The organism is Cupriavidus sp. 09_S30, assembly GCF_056930435.1.
This window is the reverse complement of sequence record NZ_JBXOWI010000001.1, coordinates 1,594,325-1,612,108: the sequence shown is the minus strand read 5'-3', so window position 1 is coordinate 1,612,108 and position 17,784 is coordinate 1,594,325. Positions and strand designations below refer to the sequence as shown.

The window sequence follows — 17,784 nt, the reverse complement described above, 5'->3', positions numbered from 1 at the left end:
GTGGAGAAACCCAGTCCCGCCCGAACAATCGTCAGTCATCAAACCCCATGAACCGCGCAGCCTCATCCACGGATTTCCTGTGCGAGACCACCGCATTGGCCGGAAACGACTCGTCTGGCCACCCCATTGCAATGCAGGTCTGGATGACTTGATCATCCGGGATGGCCGCTTCCGCGCGGACCACCGGGGATTGCATGATGCCCTGGCTATTGATGACGCACCCCAGGCCGCGGGACCAGGCGACATTGACGATGGCGTTGACGACGCCACCGCAGTCGAATGGCGCGACATCGCTGCCGTGGATAGACCGGTCATAGGTCACGATAATGGAGACCGGCGCGTCGAACTGGCGAAAGCCACGCAGCACCCATTCGCGCCGCCCGTCCTGATCTTCGCGTGCAATGCCCATCGCAGCAAACAGTTGCTTGGCGACGCCGATCTGACGCTCCCTGTGGACGCTGTCATAGCCCGGCCCGATGCGGAATTCCCGTGAATCCGGTACGCCGGCAAGGTTGCGCTCCACATTGCCTTGGCGGATGCGGTCCAGGACATTGCCGGCGACAACGTAGAAGTTCCAAGGCTGCGTGTTGTATGACGTGGGGGCGCGCATCGCCAACGTCAGAATCTCCCGAATCAACTCTTTCGGAACGGGCTTGTTCAAGTAGCCTCGGATACTGCGGCGTTGCTGAATCACCTCATCGAATTTCATGGTTCTCTCGCTGATTGATATCGGTAGCCTGGGGTGTTGCCGCAAGGTGCGGGCGATGTGAAGACCCGAATCCAAGCTTCCATCGCCCTGGATTCCACGCGCGCTCCTTCGCTGGCGGGACCGGGCAGACCGCTCGCCCTGCTTCCCGGGTGGAGCCAGTCCGGCGCGCAGCTTGTATGAACGGCAAGGCCGCCCGAACGGTGAAACGTCTCGGGGCGGCCTTTCTGTGGGCAGGCGGTCAGTGCGTTGCGTTGCTCAGCATTCGCCCTTCTTCGCGTGTCCCGGCGGGCAGTGGTAGCCGCCGTGGCCGTGATGACGCTGCTCGTCTTCCCACTCGCGACGTTGCCAGTAGCGGCGGCCGTCCCAGTAGCGGTCGCCGTGCCAGCCGATGACGATGGCGGGCGCGACCACGACCGGCGCGGGTGCGACCACGACGGGCGCAGGCGCGACGAGGACCGGCGCGGGCACGCCGATGTTCACGTTGACGTCCACGGCATGGGCGAGGCCCGACAGCGAGAGGCCAACGCTGGCGAATGCAAGGGCGATCAGTGAGCGTTTCATGTTGTTTTCCCGAGTAGTGTAGAAGCGCGGCGCGGCGAGGCGGAGCGTGCGAGGCCGAGAGCCTGTTCCGTACCGCGACGCGGCGCAATTGGATCGCAGTGTGCCGCCATGGAGGCAGGAAGGCGAGCGAATTTTGTTACAGCGGATTGATGGTGCAGTGGCGGCGCAGGTGCATATCGCGCACCGATCTGACAATGCCGCGCCGCAATGCGTCATTTGTCGCGGCGCAGCATGTGCGGAACGGCGGCCGGATTTGACGTCTTCAAACCGGCCGCCATAACGTGACCCTAAGCCGGGGTTACAAAATGCCGCGCGGCGCGCAGTGGGCCGGCGCACATTCGGAGCGCGCGCGGCGCAGTACCCGGACCACGCCATGACAGCTAGAACATACAGTAACGAGTCATCTGAATCTCACAGGACCGCCGTGATCCTGGCCTGGGCCGGACCGTTTCCGTAGCGGACCCAGTGGCTGAACGGCTGTGCGTGGCAGGCGTAGAACAAACCAATGCTTTCCGTGAAGAGCCCTGCTCGATCATCGTCGATTGCACGGGCTCGTAAGTTCTCTTCCCGAAGGAGGCGAAAATGACGATCGAGTGCTTTGCCGAGATCAACCCGGGTACATGTGGCTTGCCGCGCTCGCTGGCAACGAAGGCAGGCGGCTTTGTGTTTGTGTCCGGTCAAGTCGCCAGGGACGAAGACGGGCACATCATCACGGGGGGGATAGAGGCTCATGCCCGCCAGACCTTGAAGAACGTCGCACAGGTGCTCGCGCTGGCAGGTTGCGTGCTTGAGGATGTTGTAAAGGTAACTGTCTGGCTCGAAGACGCCCATGACTTCACTGAATTCAATCGCGTCTACGGCGATTTTTTTCCTCACCACAAGCCATCGCGCTCGACTCTGCAGACGAAGAATATGGTCGGGAGCAAGGTAGAAATCGAGGCCATTGCCTATAAGGCATGAAGCCGGAGCGTGCCCGACCGTAGGGATTCTTGGCTGTCAGCTCCGATTTCCACCGCGTGGTCGCTCAGCGTCGGCCAGGATCGACGCACACTTTCACCGCCCCACGGTGAGAAGCCGCATGGGCATGCGCATGGGCATGCGGCCCTGGCCCACACGCGCCCGCGCTACCCGAACCTCCACCACCGGCGTTCCGCACGGCGTGCCGGTGGTGGCCCGAGAGGCGGCGCGCTCAGTCCAGCCGCTCGACGGCCGGCACGCGCGCGCGGCCATCGCGCAGTTCGGCCTTGGGCTCGTAGGCGCGCAGCACCAGGGCGAAGTCGCCGGCCGGGGTGGGCAGCCAGTTGGCGCGCTGGGCCGGGTCGGCCGGCGCATCGCGCTGCATCACGATATCGATCGCGCCATCCGGGCCGGTCTTGAGGCCGGCGGTGCGGTCGCCGATGGCGTAGCGTCCGATCGGGTTGGGCGTGAAGAACAGCTTGCCGTCCGACTCCACCTCGTACATCGACAGCGACCAGAACGCGTTGACCGGCAGCGCGCCCGCCGGCAGGTGCAGGCGATACCGATGGGCGCCGGAGAGCTTCTGCTGCTGTTGATCGGCGAAGCTGACCGGATACATTGCTTCGACGGTCTTGAGCGCCAGCAGGCCGCCCAGGGCGACTTGCGCGCGGTACGCATAGTCGGTGCCGAAATCGCCGAGGTTGTCCTTCGAATAGGACCAGCCCTCGCTCTTGGCGCCGGTGGCGGACAGCCCGCCCTTGAGCGAGGCCAGCATGGCCGGCAACTGCCGCGCCCACAGCGTCTTGACCTCCGGCGACAGCGCATCCCAACGGCAAGCCGCACCGCAGATGCCGACCGAGGCCAGACGCTGGACCAACGCGTCTTCATAGCGCGGCGCGGGGTTGCGCGCCAGCATCAGGTTGGCCATGTCGACGAAGGCCTGCGGGCTCTGCTCGACCGGCGGCGCCGCCTGCCACAGGGGCGGCGTCTTGCCCGCGTCCAGCGGCTGCACCTTGAACTGGTCTTGCAAAGCCGTCACGGCGGGCATGTCGGCGTCACCGTTGACGAGAATGCGCGCCAGCACGAGCACGTCGTTGGCCGGCGCGCGGATCACCTGAACATTGGGCGGCAGCGGCTGCGTCGTGTCCGGCCCGACCACGACAAAGGTGCCGCCGCGCGTGCCGTTGGCGCGCCGGCCGAGCAGCTCGAAATTGTTCGTCGCCATGTCGAGGAAGGCGAGCGAGTAGTAGCGGCCGGCCATGTCCGGAACCGACAGGGCCACGGGCCCTTGTCGCAGGTCCAGCCACAACGTGGAATACGCCGTGTCGTTGTTGGGCGTGGTCACCCAGCGGTCATCCGGGCCAGACAGCTTGTGTTGGTGCAGCCACGTGTTCAGCCGCGAGGCGCCAGGCTTGGCATCCGCGCCCAGCATGCGGGCGCGCAGGCGCCCCATGGCGACCAGCGGAAAGGCATAGTCGAAGGCCTGGTGCAGCGTGGCTTCCTGCGACGGCGCGGCAGGCGTCGGGCTCCAATCTGGTGCGGCCGCGGCGGCAAGATTCGCGCTCAGGCATGCGGCGGTGAAGGCAAGCAGGCGTTTGGCCAAGGCGGGGCGTCGCTGGCTGGGTGACATCGGTCTCCTCCTTTTGTAGTTCGATTGGTGCCGATAATATGAGCATTACTCACATCCTGCCACTCGCGTTCCATGGCCTCGCAATCGAAGGAAAAACCCCATACAGATCAGTCACTTGCCAGACGTCGGCCGCGCCAGGCCCGCTCGCGCGAGAAGGTCGAACTCATCTTGGAGGCGACGCAGCAGATCCTCGACCAGGAAGGACTGGATGCCCTGACGACCAACCGTATTGCCGAGGTGGCCGGCATCAGCATCGGCACGCTCTACCAGTATTTCCCCAACAAGCGGCAGGTACTGGATGAACTGGCGCAGCGCGAAAGCGATCGCCTGACGACGGAACTGCTGGCGGTCCTGACCGAGCCAGATGTACAGACACCGGACCAACGGCTCCGGCAGGTCATCCGCACCTTGCTTGGCGCATTCGGCGGACGGCACCGGGTACGCCGCATCGTGCTCGAACAGGCCATCGCGAGCGGAGGCAATCCGCTGGTCACGCCCGGGCATGTGTCGACCTTCCTGAGCTCGGCAGGAATCCGCGACGCCGGCGGGCGAGTCGTGGCGCTCTCCCCCATCCAGGCCTTCGTGCTCACCCGCTCCATCATGGGTGCCATCGGCAGCGCGCTGTCGTACGACGAGCAATGGCTTGCCAGCGCGGCTTTCGAAGACAGCCTGTTCACATTGGTACGTGGCTTCCTGCGCGAGTGCGCCCGCGAGGCGGCGAGCCGGACCTGAACACGTTGCGCGCGTTCGAGATTCCCGTCGGCAAGGGCCTATGCATGCGGCCGAACATCCGGCAAGCGACCCGTGTGGCGGACCAGGAGGCCACCTGCCTGATGTTGACACGCCCATCGACGACTTATGACCCCGTCGCGCATCTGAAGACGGGCGCGCCTGCTTGCGAAAGTGTCATTCGCACGATCAACCCGGCTCGACTTCAGAAAGCTTGAATCCGTGGACTGGGGGCGTGAGACGCGTCAGCGAACGGAAACTACGGGCCGTGAGTATCCCGTTCGACGACGATCTACTTGTTACAGCGTCGGAGTACCCTTCACGGACAGATCTTGTCGCTGCTGCGGTCAAGCTTGCGCGACAGCGCTATGGCATTGGGTCGGCTTGCCGTACGGTTTCCATCGGAGACGGGCGTTGGGACCTTGAAGTCGCCGAGTATCTCGGTCTCGAATTCGTTGGCGTCGGCACTCCTCCGAAAGCGGACATCCTGATTGCGCGTGGCGCTATTGTCTTTCCGGATCTAAAGCAAGCCTTGCCTTTCCTATTGGGCTAGCGCGAGTCGACCGGTGTTGCATCCACCGGTTGAATCCACAGTCGCGCGTGGCCGCCAGCGCCTGCTCCATCCTGAGCAGGCTGTTCCAGATCTCCGACGGCTTGCGCTGCTGCTTGGCGGCGACTTCCGCCACGACCTTGGTCACGAGTTGGCACGGAGCTTCGTCAAGGACCTCACGGAGTCCGCCTGGCGCAGACGCCCGCTCCCGGCCCAGATGAGACGGTCACCGTTCTCCAAAGCCGACGCTCTAGGCCGGATATGGAACATGTCTGATGCAACATGAGCGCCCATCCTAACCGGTTACCGACGCCCAGCCGCACTCGCTCAGTAGATCGCCGGCTCCCCCTCGGGCCGGTTCTTGAAGCGGCGATGTACCCAGTAGTACTGCTCGGGCATTCGCTGGATCTGCATTTCGAGGAAGGCATTCATCATCCGTGCGTCCGTCTCCGTGCAATCCGATGGGAAGCTGGGCAGGGGCGAAAACACGCGAAGCTTATATCCGCGGTAGTCGGGTAGCACTTCGGTGGTGAATGGCACGACCCGCGCCCCGGTGAGCTTGGCGAGCCGCGATACCGACGTCAGTGTGCAGGCCGGGGTCCCGAAGAACGGTACAAAGACAGAGTCCTTGAGGCCAAAGTCCATGTCAGCCGCCAACATGACGGGCACGCCGCCGCGCAAAGACTGGATAACCTGCTTCGCACTGTTGTTCCGCGGCACCATGACCGCATGAAAGCGTTCGCGCTGCGTCTTGGCGATGGCTTCGAGCGCCCGGTTCTTCATCCGCGTATAGAGCGACGTCACGGGATGCCCCATAGAATAGAACATGCATCCGGCCTCTATCGCCACGAAATGGAAGCCTAGAAAGATGGTCGGCGTCTCGGCGCAGGACGCCAGGTCGATCTGGGATTCCAACTCCGTCAAATCATGGAGCTTGCGGCCATCGCCAAACCATTGCACGCCCCGTTCGATGTAGCCGCGCATCACGTGCTGGAAGTGCGTCCGGGCAAGATTACGCCGGCCCACCTCGTCCAGTTCCGGGAAACAGAGGGACAGATTGATATGCACGATATCTCGCCTGCGGCTGGGTATGCAGTAGAGCAATGATCCAAGTGTCGCACCGAATCGTGCAGACCATCCATAGGGGAAGGCCGCGAAGGCCTTGAGCATAAGGACAAACAGAGCAGCGTTGAGCCGAGAGATCATCACATCCTTGATGGCGCAGAGGCCTTGATGGCACAGAGGGGAATCTACAGATGTGACAGGCCTGGCACAACTGGCTATTGCTGCTGGAGCGGGACTATGGACTTCTCCGCGGCCAGTCCGTCGATAATCTCTTCTGCGTAGCGAAGCGCACCACGTCGTGCCGCACCCACGTTCTACCATGGTACGGCATTGAGGCGGTAGGTGCGTGCCTCCTCGCCTTGGGGATGCAGTCCCTCACGACAGATCACCACTGCGGCCTCGAAGGACCTGTCTGGCCCGCGCGTTGCGGACGGCTTGTCGGTGCCAAGCGCGGCGTCTACGCGCCAGAACTGTTTAAGTGGCGGGCAGGAAAACCAATGCACGTAATCCTCCCTGCTCGCGTAGCTGAAGATCGAGCCTGCCCCCATGCTGCAACGCGATCCGCTCGGCAATTGCGAGCCCGAGGCCTGTGCCCCGTTTGTCTTTGGCGTTCGAACCACGTCGAAACGGCTGCTTTATCAGTGGCAAAGTCGCCTCCGGAACGCCAGGTCCGCGATCCTCGACCGATACAACGATCCATCTACCCTCGTGCCGAGTTTCCACCGACAACCCAGTGCGACCATAGTTCACGGCGTTCTGCATCAGATTCATCAGCAATCGCTGAATGCTGATCGGGCGAAACGATAGCGGAGGCAACGGAGCCAGCAAGAGACTGAATGAATGTCCAAGACCGGCGTAGTCCGCGGCAAGCTGCTCGATCAGTGCGTTCAGGTCGCCTGGGACGGCCGTTTCGCTATCGCCGCCGCGCGCAAAATCCACAAACTGCTGGATGATCACGTCGATTTCCTCGACGAAACGTTCCGCGCTGATCATCGGTGCGTCGAATGCTTCTGGCGCGGCGATGGCCATCCGCAACTTGGTTAGCGGCGTGCGGAGATCGTGTGAGATGCCCGCCAGCATCTCTGCCCGAGTCGCCTCCATTTCGCTGAGCACGCTGATCATCCGGTTGAATGCCTCGGCGACAACAGCCACCTCGAGCGGACCTTTGACCGATACGGCGTCCGGCCAGACCCCACGCTCAATGCTGCTCGCAGCTCTCGTGAGTCGCCGCAGCGGGCCTTCGATATTCCTGTGAATGAGATAGGCCCCGAGCGCCGGGATTGTCGCCAGCATCAGTAGCAGCCCGATCGTGCTCCACGGGACACTGTGATTCACAACTGGGATAGGTGGGAGCCTTATCCAGCGATACGCTCCGCCAACACTCATGCGGACCCAGAATCGGTGTTGCGGCGACTTTTCCCAACGGACCAGGAGGTCCGCTGGCAGCTTGGCTGCCAAGCGCATCATGAACCGGCGTGCCACATAGCTACGCGGCAGCTCCGAATGGGTTGCAGGCGGAAACGCGTCGCCCGGCATCGCCCCCATCTGTGTCAGCCTTTCTTGCCGTTGCAAATTCGGCAGTTCCGACAGGACGTTGCCTAGGAGCATAATCTGTGCTGCCTCGAGCGATGCCGCGTCCTCTATCCTCGGATCTTGGACGAACACCACAAGGATCGCGATCGTGCAGATCTGGCTGACGGCTACCAATGTGAACAATATGACGAGGTTTCGTCCCAGCAGAGATCGAGGCCACACACGCATCACCGATCGAACTCCGCGACAAGCATATAGCCCAGTCCCCAAACGGTACGGATATGCCGTGGTTCTGACGCATCTGCTTCCACAGCCTGTCTCAATCTCAGCACCTGGACGTCAACGCTGCGCTCATTCGCTTCGTATCCCCGCCCATGCGCCCGTTCTATCAGGTGAGCCCGGCTGACAGCCCGGTTGGGCGTCGCGGCGAGCGCGCATAGCAGCCGCATCTCCGTAAAACCGAGACTGACAGGCTCGCCATTTCGCGACAATTCTTCACGACACAGGTCCAGTCGCAAGGAGCCGAAGCGAAGCGCGCCAACCTCCGATTGCGGCAAGAGTTCACCGCGCAACGTCTGGTCACGGACAAGAAATTGCCGGCGACGCAACATTGCACGAACGCGTGCGGCGAGCTCGTTCGGCAGGAAAGGCTTGGAAAGATAGTCGTCCGCGCCCATTTCCAGGCCCACCACCTTGTCGATAGCGTCGCCACGGGCGGTAAGCATCAGGATCGGTATTGCATGACCGTGTGCGCGCAGTCTCCGGCAAATCGATAAGCCGTCTTCGCCGGGCATCATCAGGTCGAGAATCAACAAATCGTGTGGCTGGCGTTCGAGGAGGGCATCGAGTTGTGCGCCGTTCGCCACGGCGCGTACTTCAAAACCTTGCGCGACAAGGTAACGCTGCAGCATTCCACGAATTTCGGGTTCATCGTCGAGCACAATGATCCGGCCCGCCTGGATTTCCTTTTGCGTGTGAGCGGGTATCGACATGAACCAGTACTGAGCGACTTGCGGGGAAAGGATTGGACTGAGCGCTCTAGCGCCTGTACTGGGCCACGAATCGGGTGAGCCAGCGAGGCGCCAGTCTAAGCGAGAGATCACCTTCCGTTTGTAACACTTCATTTCAACTTATGTCATCGCAATCCAGCGCCGCCGGATCCGGGCGCTGAAATTACCTGACATAACTTTCCAACAGACTGCGCCGGTTCACTCCTCTACATTGCGCGCATCACGTTCCGACGGTCGGCGTGATGCGAACAATCGAGACGTCCCTTGAAACTGCGGTCCCTATTCTTGAGCTTCGCCAGCAGCATGCTGCTTGGCGTCACCACAACCAACGCATTCGCTGGCGTCGCTATTGGCGTCAGCGTGCCTGCTCCGGTCGCCGTGGCGCCGGCTGTGCCCGCGCTCCCTGCAGCCCCAACCTATGTGGCCTCGCCCGCGTTTGTGGCAGCACCCATCGTTGTCGCTCCGCCAGCTTATGTCGTGGCGTCGCCGCCCGCCGTCGTGACCATGTGAGCCCGCTATAGGGCAATACCGCGGCACGCCTTCGTGGTGGTCCGCTGATCTGGTCGGCCGTCCTCTCCAGAGGCGCAACGGCGCAAGCCGTTGCGGTGCGCCGCGTTACCGATAGAGCCAATTATCAAATGCTGGAAAGAATCTCATCGTCCGAAGCCTTCGGTCCCATTCGCCGTTGTCGTTTCCTCGTCGCCGCGGCAGTCGCAGGTGCCGCTACGATCTGTGGCCCGACGGCATCTGCCCAACAGTCCCAAGCAGACAGCATCGGTCTTGCCGCTGGCTTTCAACCGAAGTACGGAGGTGCAAAGGCGTATCGAGCGCTACCGCTACCGTACCTCTCTCTTTCGCAGGGAATCTTCTTCGTCGATGGTCTCAGCGCGGGTGTCGCCTATCCGCTCACGTCGAACATATCTGTTGGGCCGATTATCGCGATCGGCCTCGGTCGCAAGGAGGGCGATGCCGCCCGCTTGAGCGGTACAGGCGACATCGCAAGAAACCTCCAATACGGAGCCTTTATGCGCTGGCACGAAGGCCCTGCTAGCGCAAGCATCAAATTCTTGCAGTCCGCGCATGGAGGTTATGGCGGCCATGTCCATCTGGACCTGGCCTATGCGGTCATCGACACGGGCAAGGATCGCGTATCCATTGGTGCCGGAACCGAATGGTCAAATTCGTCGGCCGCGCAGACTTACTTCGGCATTAACAGCCAGCAAGCCGCGAACAGCACGCAAGGCCTTCCCGAGTACCACCCGTCCGCAGGTTTCACCAGCATTAACGCCAAGGCATCCTGGGAACACCGCTTCGACAATAGTTGGTCGATGCGAAGCACGCTCGGCGTCGGTTCCCTGCTGGGCGACGCAGCGAACAGCCCAATCGTCGAGCGGCGCACGAGCATGTTCGGCTCGGTCGGCCTCGCGTACCGCTTCTAGCCGGCGAGTAGGACGACTTGTGACCGAACCTGGGCACGGGGGCTGCCACCGCAGCGGAGGCGGTTTTTGCCTCGCTAGCGGCCATTCGTTCTGCTCAGGTGGCTGTCGGCTTTTCGGTCAACTTGGTCATCTAGGATCTGCGGGCGATTGACTCAAACTGGCCGGAAGCGGCCGCCATCGATGGGTCCGAGCGTCGCAATGACACTCCTGCTACATTGGACGGTAGCCTAGGTGGTAGCTCGCCCACTACAAGTGGGATTATTCTCTCGCTAGGGAGAAACCCGGCTCAACCGGCACCCAACCATGACACCGGTCATCCAACCCATCCGCGCCGTCGTCTTCGACGCCCTTGGCACGCTCAGCGATAGAAATCCCACCACTGATCGAGCAATGACCGGCAACGAGCCGCCCGTGTGGCTGTCCAATTGGACGATCGAACCCATCTCCCGGACTGCAGTTCACAAGTCCGGCGCTACCGTGCGCCTCACGCGCAGTGACAACCGCGCACTGCAGGACACCTTGTCAATTGAGCGGCTCGCCAAAGCGGCCGAGGATGGATGGTTTGTCGAGGAGATCATCCTGCAGGCAGAGATGCTGCTTAAGGAAGGTCGTCTCTGAGTGCGCGGACCGAAGAGCCTGCCTGACGCGCCGGTCCGACATACCTTCGACCTCACCGGTCAAGCATCAGCTTGACCGGATTTCCGATCATTACGGAGTATCTGCCCATGGCAAATCGAACAGTCATCATCGCAGGCGCCACCGGCTTGGTTGGTAGAGAGATTCTTAATGGCTTGTTGGCCGACGAAACGGTGGCCAAGGTACACAGCCTCGGCCGCACGCCGCCAGGGATTCAACATCCCAAACTGACAGCCCATGTCGTCGACTTTGCCGCCCTACCTTCCCTGCCGGCTGCAGACGAGTTGTACCTGGCGCTTGGGACCACAATCAAAGTCGCCGGCAGCCAAGCTCAATTCCGCGCCATCGACTACGATGCCAATCTGGCGGTGGCGAAGGCGGCATTGATCGCTGGCGTCAGGAAATTGGGCTTGGTGAGCGCGATGGGAGCCGACTCCAACTCGAAAGTTTTCTATAGCCGCGTGAAGGGGGATCTCGAGAACGCGTTGACGCCAATGCCGTTTGAAGGGCTGGTTATTGCGCGTCCATCTCTTCTTGTTGGGGATCGGGCGATTGTGGGGAAGCCGAATCGGCGGGGCGAGCAGCTTGGATTTGCGTTCAGCAAAGCAGTCGGCTTCCTCATTCCCTCGAACTACAAGCCAATCGTGGCTGCTGACGTCGCAAAAGCTTTGCTGATTGCGGTGCCTCGAGCTACGGGCAAGACAGTTATGCTGTCCGGGTCGATGCGCGCCACGAAGTGATTTTCCGCTTTGCGTCCGGTATGGAAGCAACATCTCGCAGCTTGACTAGACCGAACGGCTGGCTTGGCCGAATTGCAGTCTTTCGATTCTGCATGACGACCGGCGGGTGAGCACTCAGAAGCTGTCATCCGCAGTAGACGGAAGCTGGCATGCGCGCGCCTTCAGGGTATTGAGCCAGCAACGCCTTGCGCCATGTCGCCGCGCTGTACACTCTGGCCGCCTCACATGGCCAAAGCCGCACCGTGATGCACTGCGGGAGTTCCTGATTCACGCCTGCGACGGCTAGTTCGGCAACGGCCAGTCAGTCAGGAGGATGCCATCGGCATCGCAATACAGATGGTTGCCGGGGAGGAATTGCATTCCTGCAAAATCGACCGGGCATCCCCGCTCGCCAGTCCCTGCGTGGTTGCCGCGCAGCGGAACAGCCCCCAGCGCAAGCACGCCGAAATCCAGTTCCGCCAGCGCGTCGCAATCGCGTACCGCGCCATGCAGGACGATGCCCGCCCAGCCGTTCTGCATGCCCAGGCGCGCCATGTTGTCGCCCAGCACGGCCACGCGACGCGATCCGCCGGCATCGACAACCAGGACGCGGCCCGCGCCTGGCTGGGACAGGCATAGCCGGATAAGCTGCGCATCTTCGAAGGTACGGACGGTTTCCACGGCGCCGGCGAAGGCCTTGCGGCCCCCATAGCTGATGAGAGAACTGGAATGACCGCGTACCAGACCAGGATGCCGGTCGGCGAGATCGCTTGTGCGGTTTTGCATCATGGATCAGGGGAATGTGGTGGATCGCCAGCCGATGTTCAGTTCAGCGCGGCGCCGGCCTGCTTCACGATGCGGGCATGTTTTTCAAGCTCGCTCTTCAGGAACGGCGCTGCTTCCTCCGGCCCGCTGCCGAGAATGACCACCCCCTGGGCGGCAAGACTGTCACGGATCGCCGGTTCTCCCAGCGTGGCCTTGATCTTCTTTTGCAGGTCCGCCACGTCTTGCGCGGGCATGCCCGCCGGACCGATGATCGCCAGCCACGCATCGAAGCTGTACTGTGGCAGTCCGGATTCGGCCAGTGTGGGGATGCCAGGCAGGCCGGGCACACGCTGGGGCGTGGAGACGGCAATCGCCTTGAGCTTGCCGGCCTTGAGCAGCGGCTGGACGGCCGGGACCGTCAGGAATCCCATCTGCACCTGCCCGCCAAGCAGGTCCGTCGTGTAGGTTCCGGCGCCCTTGTACGGGACATGCCGCACGTCCACCTTCGCCTGGCTGACGAACAACTGGCCAGCCAGGTGCAGCACCGTGCCATTGCCCGACGAGCCATAGTTCAGCTCTCCTGGCTTGCTCCTGAGCAGCGCAATCAGCTCCTTCGTATTGCTTGCGGGGACCGAAGGATTCACTACCAGCACGAGTGGCACGGTTCCGATCACCGTGATGGGCGTGATGTCCTTCAGGCTGTCATACGGCAGGCGCTTGTAGATGAACGGATTGATGACATGGTTCGACGAGATCAGGCCCAGCGTGGAGCCGTCCCTGGGTGCCCGCACGATCTGCTGCGTGCCCGGCACGCCGCCGGCCCCGGCGATGTTCTCGACCACCACGGGATGACCGAGATTCCTGCCCAATGTCTGGCTCATCACGCGGGCGACAGCATCGGCTTGCGAGCCTGATTGGGTCGGGACGATCAGCCGGACCGGCCTTCCGTCAATGGGCTGCGCCTGCACGGGCAGGGCCCCGGCGGCAACAAGGAGTGTCAGTGCGCCCAGGGCGTTCCGGGCCCGCGCGGTCAGCGAGATTGGCATATCGTTGTCTCCAGTCTTGGTGTGGGCATTGCCTGCCGAATGCCTTGTCGAGCGAGTCTAGACCCGCCCGCCGACCGGAGAAGCATGCTAATGCGTCGGACCCGGTATCTCAGCCGGGCATAGCCTCCTTTGTCCGCAAGGCGGCGAGCAAGGACGAGATGGCCCGCAGCCGCGGCGACTTGTACGGCGCGTAGACGAGGAGCTGGCGCTCCCGCCATGGTTCGTCCAGCGGGATGCGCACGAAGCGCCGAGTGCCGGCGTAGGCCGCACTCGCGCTCTCCGGCAGCACCGCGATGCCCAGGCCTGCCTCGACCATCCGGCAACCGGCCTCAAAGCTGGACACGGCCACGCACTGGTTGATCGGCAGCCGCAGGTTCGCCGCCTGCTCGCGCAACTCCTGGTCCAGCGCGCCGCCCGATTGCACCACGACCAGTGGATGCGCCAGGACTTCCGCAAAATGCAGCCGCTTGCGCCTGGCCAGCGGATGGGCCGAGGGCAGCACGACATTCAGCGGATCACTGGCGAAATGCCATGACTCCAGGCCGGCCGGCGTCCGTGTCGCCACGCCGATGCCGATATCGGCGCGATCGTCCAGGCACGCGCGCAGCGTTTCTGCCGTAGACCGTTCATACAGCGCTATCTCCACGCGCGGGTGCGCTTTCTGAAACGCATGCAGGCGTTCCGGCAGAAAGCCGATGATGGCCGACGGACTCGCCGACAGCCGTACCACGCCGGCCACCTTGTCCCCGAAGTCCTGCACCTCACGGGCGAACGCGGCGATGTCGTCATTCAGCTTCCTGCCGAGTTCCATTGCGCGGGCGCCGGCGTCGGTCAGCTCGACCCCCGACGGCGAGCGGATGAACAGCGCCACGCCCAGGCTGCGCTCCAGCTCCGCAATGCGCCGGCTCAACGCGGATTGGGCGATATGCTCGACTTCCGCGGCGCGTTTGATGGATCCCTCGCGGGCTGCGGCCAGGAACAACTGGATACTGATCGGATCGATGCGGGGCATGGGGGACGGTATCGGTCGACTGAATGGACGGAGTGTCGTCCGGACTCTGCATCCGGACAATAGCGCTGCTGGTGGCATGGGGGTATACCCGGATATCCCGCCTGGCGATAGCCGGATTGCCGGATGAGCGCTTGGCCCGGCGCGGCTTGCGGCCATAGAGTCGGGGGGTATTGTTCAGGAGACGCGCATGAACGTGTTCAGGCCGACTGGCCGCATTCTGTTCCTTACCGATTCCATGGCGCTGATGGAACGCCAGCTCAAGGGGGAAAGGCTTGAGGCGGACGAGGCCGGTCCGCTGCGGGACGATGTGTCGACCGACGAGATCACTCCAGTGCCGATCCTGACCCACTATGACGAGGCGTTGGGAAAGTATCCCTACACCGGCTTCAAGGTCGATGGGTACTTGCCCATTGGCGTGGATGCCATCCGCAGCGGCGGGTTCAGCGTCACGGTCGCCGGCAATCGCTATGGCAAGGGCTCGTCCCGCGAGCACAGCCCCGCGGCGGAAAAGCTTGCGGGCATCCGGCTGGTCATCGCGAAGAGCTTCGAGCGTATCTATCGGCAGAATGCGGACAACATCGGCCTGCTCACCTCGACAGACTTCAGCCTGATCCCCCGGCTGATGGCGGGCGAGGAGATTCCTCTGGATACGCTGATGGCCGGACGGGACGTGCTTGCCGGGTCGATCCTGCGGGCGGGCGGCCTGCTGGCGTTCGGGCAGGCGCATCTGCAAGGGGTCGGCGCGGCACCCACCGACCTGGGCGACCGGCCACGCACCATCTTCGAGAAGATCGTCTCCCGCCACACCCTCGCCACGCCGGTGACCCCGTCAGATCCATCTGCCGGAGACGGCATCTTCGTACGTGCGGACTGGCGCTTCATTCATGAGTACTACACCGGCATGTGCGCCCACATGCTGCATGCCGCGTTCGGCAAGCCGGTATCGTTGAAGGATGCGGACCGGATCGTCGTATTCGAAGACCACACGTCGTACGTGACTGAGAGTCCGGCGCACGTGCGTGGTGGCCTGGTGCGCAACGTGATGGCGATGCGCGGGGCCCAGCGCGAGTTTGTCGGTGACTATGGCCTGCGCTTTCATCGCACCCTGACCGAGGAAGAGTCCCATAACGATGACGGCAGCAACGTCGCGGGCATCTCCCATGCAATGATGGCCGAGCACTATGCACTGCCGGGCCAGGTCGTGGTGGGGACCGACTCGCATACGCCGCATGGCGGCGCACTGGGTTGCGTCGCCTTTGGCGTCGGGACCACCGACATGGCCAATGCCTTCGTGACGGGGGCCGTGCGGATGACGATGCCGGAGTCCATCCTCGTCCGTCTGGACGGCACGCTGGCTGCGGGCGTGACGGCCAAGGACGTGGTCCTGCACATTCTCGCGCGCCATGACATCCGCGCCGGGGCGGGTGTGGGCAAGGTATTCGAATTCTCCGGGCCGGTCATCGCCGCCATGTCCATCGATGAGCGCGCGACGCTGACCAATATGTGTGCCGAACTCGGCGGCTTTACCGGCATTGTCGCCCCGGACGAGCAGACGGTGCGCTTCCTCAAGGAACGGCGCGGCATCAGCTTTGTGGTCGAGCCCTGGATGCGAAGCGATGCCAACGCCCGCTATGCCTTGACGCTCGATATCGACTGCTGCACGCTGAGCCCGATGGTCGCGCGGCCGGGCGACCCCGGAAACAGCCTGCCGCTGGCAGCGCTGGCCGAGCGCGCAACCGTGGACATCGCCTACGGCGGCTCGTGCACGGCAGGCAAGCGCGAGGATTTCGACCAGTACCACGCCGTCCTCCGCTGGGCCGCGGAGCACGGGATGAGGGTCCCGCCGAACGTGACACTCTACCTGCAGTTCGGCACGACCGCCGTGCGCGACTATTGCATCGCGAAAGGCTATATGCCGGCCTTCGAGGCTGTCGGCGCGAGGATACTCCAGCCATCCTGCGGAGCGTGCGCAAACTGCGGACCGGGATCATCGACCAACGATGGCCAGGTAACCGTGAGTTCCATCAACCGCAATTTCCCGGGGCGTTCCGGCCCCGGCCAAGTGTGGCTGGCAAGCCCGCCGACGGTCGCCGCAAGTGCAATCGCCGGACGCCTTGTGTCCTTTAAAGAGTTGCGAGAACAAGAGCGAGCCGATCCTCGCACCAGTGAGCCTTCAGTAGGCTGCCCGGTGGCAGAGTCGCAGGTTAGCGACCGTGTGGAAAATTCCTGACACTCGCCCCGGCCACGAGCGATCAACTGCCGAGTCGACCAATGAGCGAACAGCCCGGCATTGGCTAAGGTCCGGTGTCCGCTCATGAGCGGCCATCCAGAACGCAGGAGCGATAGTCTTTTCATCGACCATCGCGGTCATCGAAGGTCTGGGGCCGACTGACTCAAACTGGCCGGACCCGGCCCTAGTGCCCGGGTAGCGGACCGCAGTTCGCCCTACTCCCGCCAGCGCTAGCTAGAACGCCGTCAGGACGCTATCGCCTTATGGGAAGCTGCTGAGAGTTCATTTCCTGCTCCAGCCATGCTTCAAAGGTCTGCTCAAGTTGGTCGAATTCTTTGTGGTACATCCGGATGCCCCGCTCCAAATAGAAGGTGGCGTAACCAGATTCTGTTTGTACCAACCAATAGCCTTCAGCTCTTGGCTTTGCGGTAACAAAGCAGTCCAAACCTCGGCGCCGGGCTTCCGCAACGATATCGGGAAACAAAGCAGTCCAACACGTCGGCAGGTGGCTCCAGGCGCCATCACAGTAACGATGGACTAGGTTCCACACACGCCCCGAAAGTATTGCGTCAATTTGCTCGAACTCTGGGATCGTCACCCTCGTCTCCGTGGCACCGGACCGTCCGGCAGCGGGAAATTTTCAACGAATTTTAAGCGGGTGTCGATGAGTGCTTCTGGCCGGACTCCGACACCGGCCGGCTCCCGGGCGGGGTCGTGTAAGCTTTGGCCTGCCTGACGCGCCGTCCCTGAATCGAGCGCGCGACCGACGCTCACCCACCTGACGAAAACCACAGCCCGCCCGAACGGCGGGCCGGACCCCCAACCATGAACAGCAGACAACGCCGCGCGGCATGCCGCGCGAGCCTGTACAAGCCCGGCACCAGTTGGGTATTTCGCGGCAAGCGCCTGACCGTTACCCGCGTCGTGAGCCCGACCGAGGTACGCGTGGAATGGCCAGACGGGGCCCGCACCTACGTCTCCACCCGAGTGCTTGACGTAAGCGGCAAGCGCGCGTGACGGATTCAGGCAACTACCCCAAGGGCCGCTTCTGGCCGAACTGAGCCGGTCGACAACCACGCGAGCGGCAACATTGCCGCTGCCTTTGACGGCAAGAGGCGCCCGCCCTCCGGATCGCTGACGAACCAGGTTCAGAGTTGAGCGAACAAAGTTCAGAGTTAAGTGAACCTCGACAC

Annotated in this window: 18 protein-coding genes and 1 pseudogene; 8 read left to right on the top strand and 11 right to left on the bottom strand. The window is 62.9% G+C overall.

What is annotated here, in order from left to right; translation table 11 throughout:
* Positions 1–31: 31 nt before the first annotated feature.
* Positions 32–709, bottom strand: a complete 678-nt coding sequence (locus AC1Z3O_RS07775; protein ID WP_483514917.1) for a nitroreductase — start codon at positions 707–709, stop codon at positions 32–34.
* A 255-nt stretch (positions 710–964) separates the two neighbouring features.
* Positions 965–1,270 (bottom strand): hypothetical protein, encoded by a 306-nt coding sequence (locus tag AC1Z3O_RS07770; RefSeq protein WP_483514915.1) that lies wholly within the window; start codon positions 1,268–1,270, stop codon positions 965–967.
* 582 nt (positions 1,271–1,852) lie between these two features.
* Between AC1Z3O_RS07770 and AC1Z3O_RS07765 the strand changes: the two genes are divergently transcribed.
* The gene (locus tag AC1Z3O_RS07765; protein ID WP_483514913.1) at positions 1,853–2,230 is read left to right on the top strand and encodes a RidA family protein; all 378 of its coding nucleotides are present in this window, start codon (positions 1,853–1,855) and stop codon (positions 2,228–2,230) included.
* A 229-nt stretch (positions 2,231–2,459) separates the two neighbouring features.
* Here AC1Z3O_RS07765 and AC1Z3O_RS07760 read toward each other — a convergent pair whose 3' ends face one another.
* A complete protein-coding gene (locus AC1Z3O_RS07760) occupies positions 2,460–3,857 on the bottom strand; it encodes a DUF1254 domain-containing protein (RefSeq protein ID WP_483514912.1) in 1,398 nt (465 codons plus the stop codon).
* Positions 3,858–3,929: 72 nt separating this feature from the next.
* Between AC1Z3O_RS07760 and AC1Z3O_RS07755 the strand changes: the two genes are divergently transcribed.
* Together AC1Z3O_RS07755 and AC1Z3O_RS07750 are read left to right on the top strand one after the other, a co-directional pair.
* Positions 3,930–4,589 (top strand): TetR/AcrR family transcriptional regulator, encoded by a 660-nt coding sequence (locus AC1Z3O_RS07755; RefSeq protein ID WP_483514910.1) that lies wholly within the window; start codon positions 3,930–3,932, stop codon positions 4,587–4,589.
* Positions 4,590–4,854: 265 nt separating this feature from the next.
* Complete coding sequence (locus tag AC1Z3O_RS07750; RefSeq protein WP_483514909.1) at positions 4,855–5,139, top strand: hypothetical protein; 285 nt, start codon at positions 4,855–4,857, stop codon at positions 5,137–5,139.
* 324 nt (positions 5,140–5,463) lie between these two features.
* Here AC1Z3O_RS07750 and AC1Z3O_RS07745 read toward each other — a convergent pair whose 3' ends face one another.
* The 4 genes and pseudogenes from AC1Z3O_RS07745 to AC1Z3O_RS07730 all read right to left on the bottom strand — a co-directional run bounded on the left by AC1Z3O_RS07745 (position 5,464) and on the right by AC1Z3O_RS07730 (position 8,726).
* Positions 5,464–6,342: a lipid A biosynthesis lauroyl acyltransferase gene (locus tag AC1Z3O_RS07745; RefSeq protein ID WP_483514908.1), complete on the bottom strand. Its 879-nt coding sequence runs from the start codon at positions 6,340–6,342 to the stop codon at positions 5,464–5,466.
* 74 nt (positions 6,343–6,416) lie between these two features.
* Positions 6,417–6,617, bottom strand: a pseudogene (locus tag AC1Z3O_RS07740) (hypothetical protein); the annotation flags it as partial.
* 58 nt (positions 6,618–6,675) lie between these two features.
* The gene (locus tag AC1Z3O_RS07735; protein WP_483514906.1) at positions 6,676–7,917 is read right to left on the bottom strand and encodes an ATP-binding protein; all 1,242 of its coding nucleotides are present in this window, start codon (positions 7,915–7,917) and stop codon (positions 6,676–6,678) included.
* Positions 7,918–7,961: 44 nt separating this feature from the next.
* Entirely contained in the window at positions 7,962–8,726 is a 765-nt protein-coding gene (locus tag AC1Z3O_RS07730; RefSeq protein WP_483514904.1) for a response regulator, read from the bottom strand.
* Positions 8,727–9,382: 656 nt separating this feature from the next.
* Here AC1Z3O_RS07730 and AC1Z3O_RS07725 point away from each other — a divergent pair.
* From AC1Z3O_RS07725 to AC1Z3O_RS07715, 3 genes are all read left to right on the top strand, one after another.
* Positions 9,383–10,183, top strand: coding sequence for a MipA/OmpV family protein (locus AC1Z3O_RS07725; protein WP_483514902.1), 801 nt, complete (start codon positions 9,383–9,385; stop codon positions 10,181–10,183).
* 303 nt (positions 10,184–10,486) lie between these two features.
* Entirely contained in the window at positions 10,487–10,801 is a 315-nt protein-coding gene (locus AC1Z3O_RS07720) for a hypothetical protein (protein ID WP_483514901.1), read from the top strand.
* Between the two features lie 107 nt (positions 10,802–10,908).
* Positions 10,909–11,559 carry an NAD(P)H-binding protein gene (locus AC1Z3O_RS07715; RefSeq protein WP_483514899.1) on the top strand — a complete coding sequence of 217 codons (651 nt, stop codon included), beginning with the start codon at positions 10,909–10,911 and terminating at the stop codon, positions 11,557–11,559.
* Positions 11,560–11,841: 282 nt separating this feature from the next.
* Here AC1Z3O_RS07715 and rraA read toward each other — a convergent pair whose 3' ends face one another.
* From rraA to AC1Z3O_RS07700, 3 genes are all read right to left on the bottom strand, one after another.
* Positions 11,842–12,327: a ribonuclease E activity regulator RraA gene (rraA, locus tag AC1Z3O_RS07710; protein ID WP_483514897.1), complete on the bottom strand. Its 486-nt coding sequence runs from the start codon at positions 12,325–12,327 to the stop codon at positions 11,842–11,844.
* Between the two features lie 35 nt (positions 12,328–12,362).
* Positions 12,363–13,349, bottom strand: coding sequence for a Bug family tripartite tricarboxylate transporter substrate binding protein (locus tag AC1Z3O_RS07705; protein ID WP_483514895.1), 987 nt, complete (start codon positions 13,347–13,349; stop codon positions 12,363–12,365).
* Between the two features lie 109 nt (positions 13,350–13,458).
* Positions 13,459–14,361 (bottom strand): LysR family transcriptional regulator, encoded by a 903-nt coding sequence (locus AC1Z3O_RS07700; protein WP_483514893.1) that lies wholly within the window; start codon positions 14,359–14,361, stop codon positions 13,459–13,461.
* Positions 14,362–14,548: 187 nt separating this feature from the next.
* Between AC1Z3O_RS07700 and AC1Z3O_RS07695 the strand changes: the two genes are divergently transcribed.
* Entirely contained in the window at positions 14,549–16,591 is a 2,043-nt protein-coding gene (locus AC1Z3O_RS07695; RefSeq protein WP_483514891.1) for an aconitase family protein, read from the top strand.
* A 253-nt stretch (positions 16,592–16,844) separates the two neighbouring features.
* Here AC1Z3O_RS07695 and AC1Z3O_RS07690 read toward each other — a convergent pair whose 3' ends face one another.
* Positions 16,845–17,189 (bottom strand): hypothetical protein, encoded by a 345-nt coding sequence (locus AC1Z3O_RS07690; protein WP_483514889.1) that lies wholly within the window; start codon positions 17,187–17,189, stop codon positions 16,845–16,847.
* Positions 17,190–17,416: 227 nt separating this feature from the next.
* Between AC1Z3O_RS07690 and AC1Z3O_RS07685 the strand changes: the two genes are divergently transcribed.
* Positions 17,417–17,608: a hypothetical protein gene (locus tag AC1Z3O_RS07685; RefSeq protein ID WP_483514887.1), complete on the top strand. Its 192-nt coding sequence runs from the start codon at positions 17,417–17,419 to the stop codon at positions 17,606–17,608.
* Positions 17,609–17,784 lie beyond the last annotated feature (176 nt).

Coding starts and splice junctions, on each gene's coding strand:
- AC1Z3O_RS07775 (WP_483514917.1), bottom strand. CDS start 709: ATGAAATTCGATGAGGTGATTCAGCAACGCCGCAGTATCCGAGGCTAC.
- AC1Z3O_RS07770 (WP_483514915.1), bottom strand. CDS start 1,270: ATGAAACGCTCACTGATCGCCCTTGCATTCGCCAGCGTTGGCCTCTCG.
- AC1Z3O_RS07765 (WP_483514913.1), top strand. CDS start 1,853: ATGACGATCGAGTGCTTTGCCGAGATCAACCCGGGTACATGTGGCTTG.
- AC1Z3O_RS07760 (WP_483514912.1), bottom strand. CDS start 3,857: ATGTCACCCAGCCAGCGACGCCCCGCCTTGGCCAAACGCCTGCTTGCC.
- AC1Z3O_RS07755 (WP_483514910.1), top strand. CDS start 3,930: ATGGCCTCGCAATCGAAGGAAAAACCCCATACAGATCAGTCACTTGCC.
- AC1Z3O_RS07745 (WP_483514908.1), bottom strand. CDS start 6,342: ATGATCTCTCGGCTCAACGCTGCTCTGTTTGTCCTTATGCTCAAGGCC.
- AC1Z3O_RS07730 (WP_483514904.1), bottom strand. CDS start 8,726: ATGTCGATACCCGCTCACACGCAAAAGGAAATCCAGGCGGGCCGGATC.
- AC1Z3O_RS07725 (WP_483514902.1), top strand. CDS start 9,383: ATGCTGGAAAGAATCTCATCGTCCGAAGCCTTCGGTCCCATTCGCCGT.
- AC1Z3O_RS07720 (WP_483514901.1), top strand. CDS start 10,487: ATGACACCGGTCATCCAACCCATCCGCGCCGTCGTCTTCGACGCCCTT.
- AC1Z3O_RS07715 (WP_483514899.1), top strand. CDS start 10,909: ATGGCAAATCGAACAGTCATCATCGCAGGCGCCACCGGCTTGGTTGGT.
- rraA (WP_483514897.1), bottom strand. CDS start 12,327: ATGATGCAAAACCGCACAAGCGATCTCGCCGACCGGCATCCTGGTCTG.
- AC1Z3O_RS07705 (WP_483514895.1), bottom strand. CDS start 13,349: ATGCCAATCTCGCTGACCGCGCGGGCCCGGAACGCCCTGGGCGCACTG.
- AC1Z3O_RS07700 (WP_483514893.1), bottom strand. CDS start 14,361: ATGCCCCGCATCGATCCGATCAGTATCCAGTTGTTCCTGGCCGCAGCC.
- AC1Z3O_RS07695 (WP_483514891.1), top strand. CDS start 14,549: ATGAACGTGTTCAGGCCGACTGGCCGCATTCTGTTCCTTACCGATTCC.
- AC1Z3O_RS07685 (WP_483514887.1), top strand. CDS start 17,417: ATGAACAGCAGACAACGCCGCGCGGCATGCCGCGCGAGCCTGTACAAG.